The 1,784-nt window shown below is 33.7% G+C and carries 2 protein-coding genes; one reads left to right on the plus strand and one right to left on the minus strand.

Features of this window, described 5'->3' with window-relative positions:
- The first annotated feature begins 325 nt into the window (after window positions 1-325).
- A complete protein-coding gene (locus ACY65O_RS04035; protein WP_462219563.1) occupies window positions 326-562 on the plus strand; it encodes a helix-turn-helix transcriptional regulator in 237 nt (78 codons plus the stop codon).
- Window positions 563-746: 184 nt separating this feature from the next.
- Here ACY65O_RS04035 and ACY65O_RS04040 read toward each other — a convergent pair whose 3' ends face one another.
- Window positions 747-1,700, minus strand: a complete 954-nt coding sequence (locus ACY65O_RS04040) for an anthranilate synthase component I family protein (RefSeq protein ID WP_462219564.1) — start codon at window positions 1,698-1,700, stop codon at window positions 747-749.
- Window positions 1,701-1,784 lie beyond the last annotated feature (84 nt).

Genomic DNA, 1,784 nt, shown 5'->3' on the forward strand with positions numbered 1-1,784 from the left:
GGGTAATAAGGATTTTGCTCCAGGCTTTCTTTTAAGCTTGTTTTGGTAACAGGCACATTTAATTGCTTTATATACTGCACAGCAACGTTGGTGAGGTTTGTTTTAAAACTTTGCGCCATTGTGTTAGGTTGATAGTTTTGTTTTCTTTTAGCTTAGAAATTATATAAGGTAAGTTGTATAGAAAATTTTTATCAACCAAAAAACTACTGGTTGTAAATTACAACTAATCTAAAAATTAACAATTAGTACATAAAGAATTACCAGTTAGTGGTATTGTTTATATAACACGGCAACCCTAATTTTATAATTAAAACAATAACCTAAAATGCTGCATCAAAATAACGACCACCAACCCGGGGAACTTTTAAAATTACTACGCAACCTAAAAGGCATTAAACAAAATGAAGCTGCAAGAAAATTAGGAGTTAGGCAGCAAGCCGTTTCTAAATTAGAGAAATGTAAAAGTATAAGCAAAAAAAAGTATGAGGAAATAATTTTGGCATTTAAATTTACCAATGAAGATATTGAAACTGCTAAAAGATTTTTACCCCCCCCCCGATAATATTTAGAGCTTTTAGATAACTGCTGAGTTATAGTATTTTTGCAACTCTAATTGCGATAAGGCATTAAAACCGGCGAATGCAGTTGTTATATCGATGAAGGAAACATCTCCCTGTTCAACAGTGCTGCAAATGTTCGGCAGTAGTAATATAGTTCGACAGATGTCTCCTTCGTCGACATGACAGTTACTCCAGCACTTTCCTCATAGCCTCCGCTTTCAACAAACACTCTTCATATTCCTTTTCTGCATCGCTGTAAAAAGTTATTCCTCCACCCGCTTGAAAGGAAAGGTAACGGGTGGAAGCATTATAAAATATACTGCGTATTACCACATTAAAATCAAAATCACCATCTGGGTTTATATAGCCGATAGCACCAGAAAATAATCCCCGTTTGGTTTGCTCATACTGCTCAATTAATTCCATCACCCTTTTTTTAGGGGCGCCGGTCATTGATCCCATGGGAAAAGTTGCTTTAACAATATCTATCCAGTCAATATCATTTTTTATTTCGCCGCTAATGGTGCTTATCATTTGGTGTACCTGCGGAAAACTATACACCCCAAACAGTTCATCTACTTTTACTGTGCCTTCTTTACATACTTTACTTAAATCATTACGCACTAAATCTACCACCATTACATTTTCACTTTTTTCTTTTTCGTTTGCAGATAAATAGTTTTTGTTTTGCAGATCATTTTCTTTGTTAACCAAATCCCTTTTGCTGGTGCCTTTTATGGGTTGAGAAAAAATTTTATTGCCTTCTTTTTTTAAATACCGTTCGGGGCTGGCACAAATACAAAACTTATCATTTAATTTATATAAAGCTGCAAATGGGTTGGGAGAAAGCTGTATCAATTTATGATAAACATATAACGGATCTATTACCGCATCTTCTGCAAAAAATTCCTGGCAAAAATTTATTTCGTAACAGTCGCCACGCAAAATATGTTGTTGTAATTTTTGTATGGTGTCAATGTAAGCTGATTTTGAAATTCTGTTTTTAATATCAAGATCAGATTGCTTATTAACAGGGATATTTAAAGATTCGGACTGTATGGCATCAAAAATTTCCTTTGCACTAACCTCACAAAAAATATGCACTTCTTTTTCTGAAAGTTTTATAACAACTTCCGGCACAAAAAAATGCATGTCATCAAATCCTATTCCATCAAAATTTTTGCGTTAAATAATTTTACTGAATTCAGAATACAAATGTTGAAC

It is taken from the genome of Ferruginibacter sp. (assembly GCF_031430955.1).
In the GTDB taxonomy this organism is placed as follows: Bacteria; Bacteroidota; Bacteroidia; order Chitinophagales; family Chitinophagaceae; genus Ferruginibacter.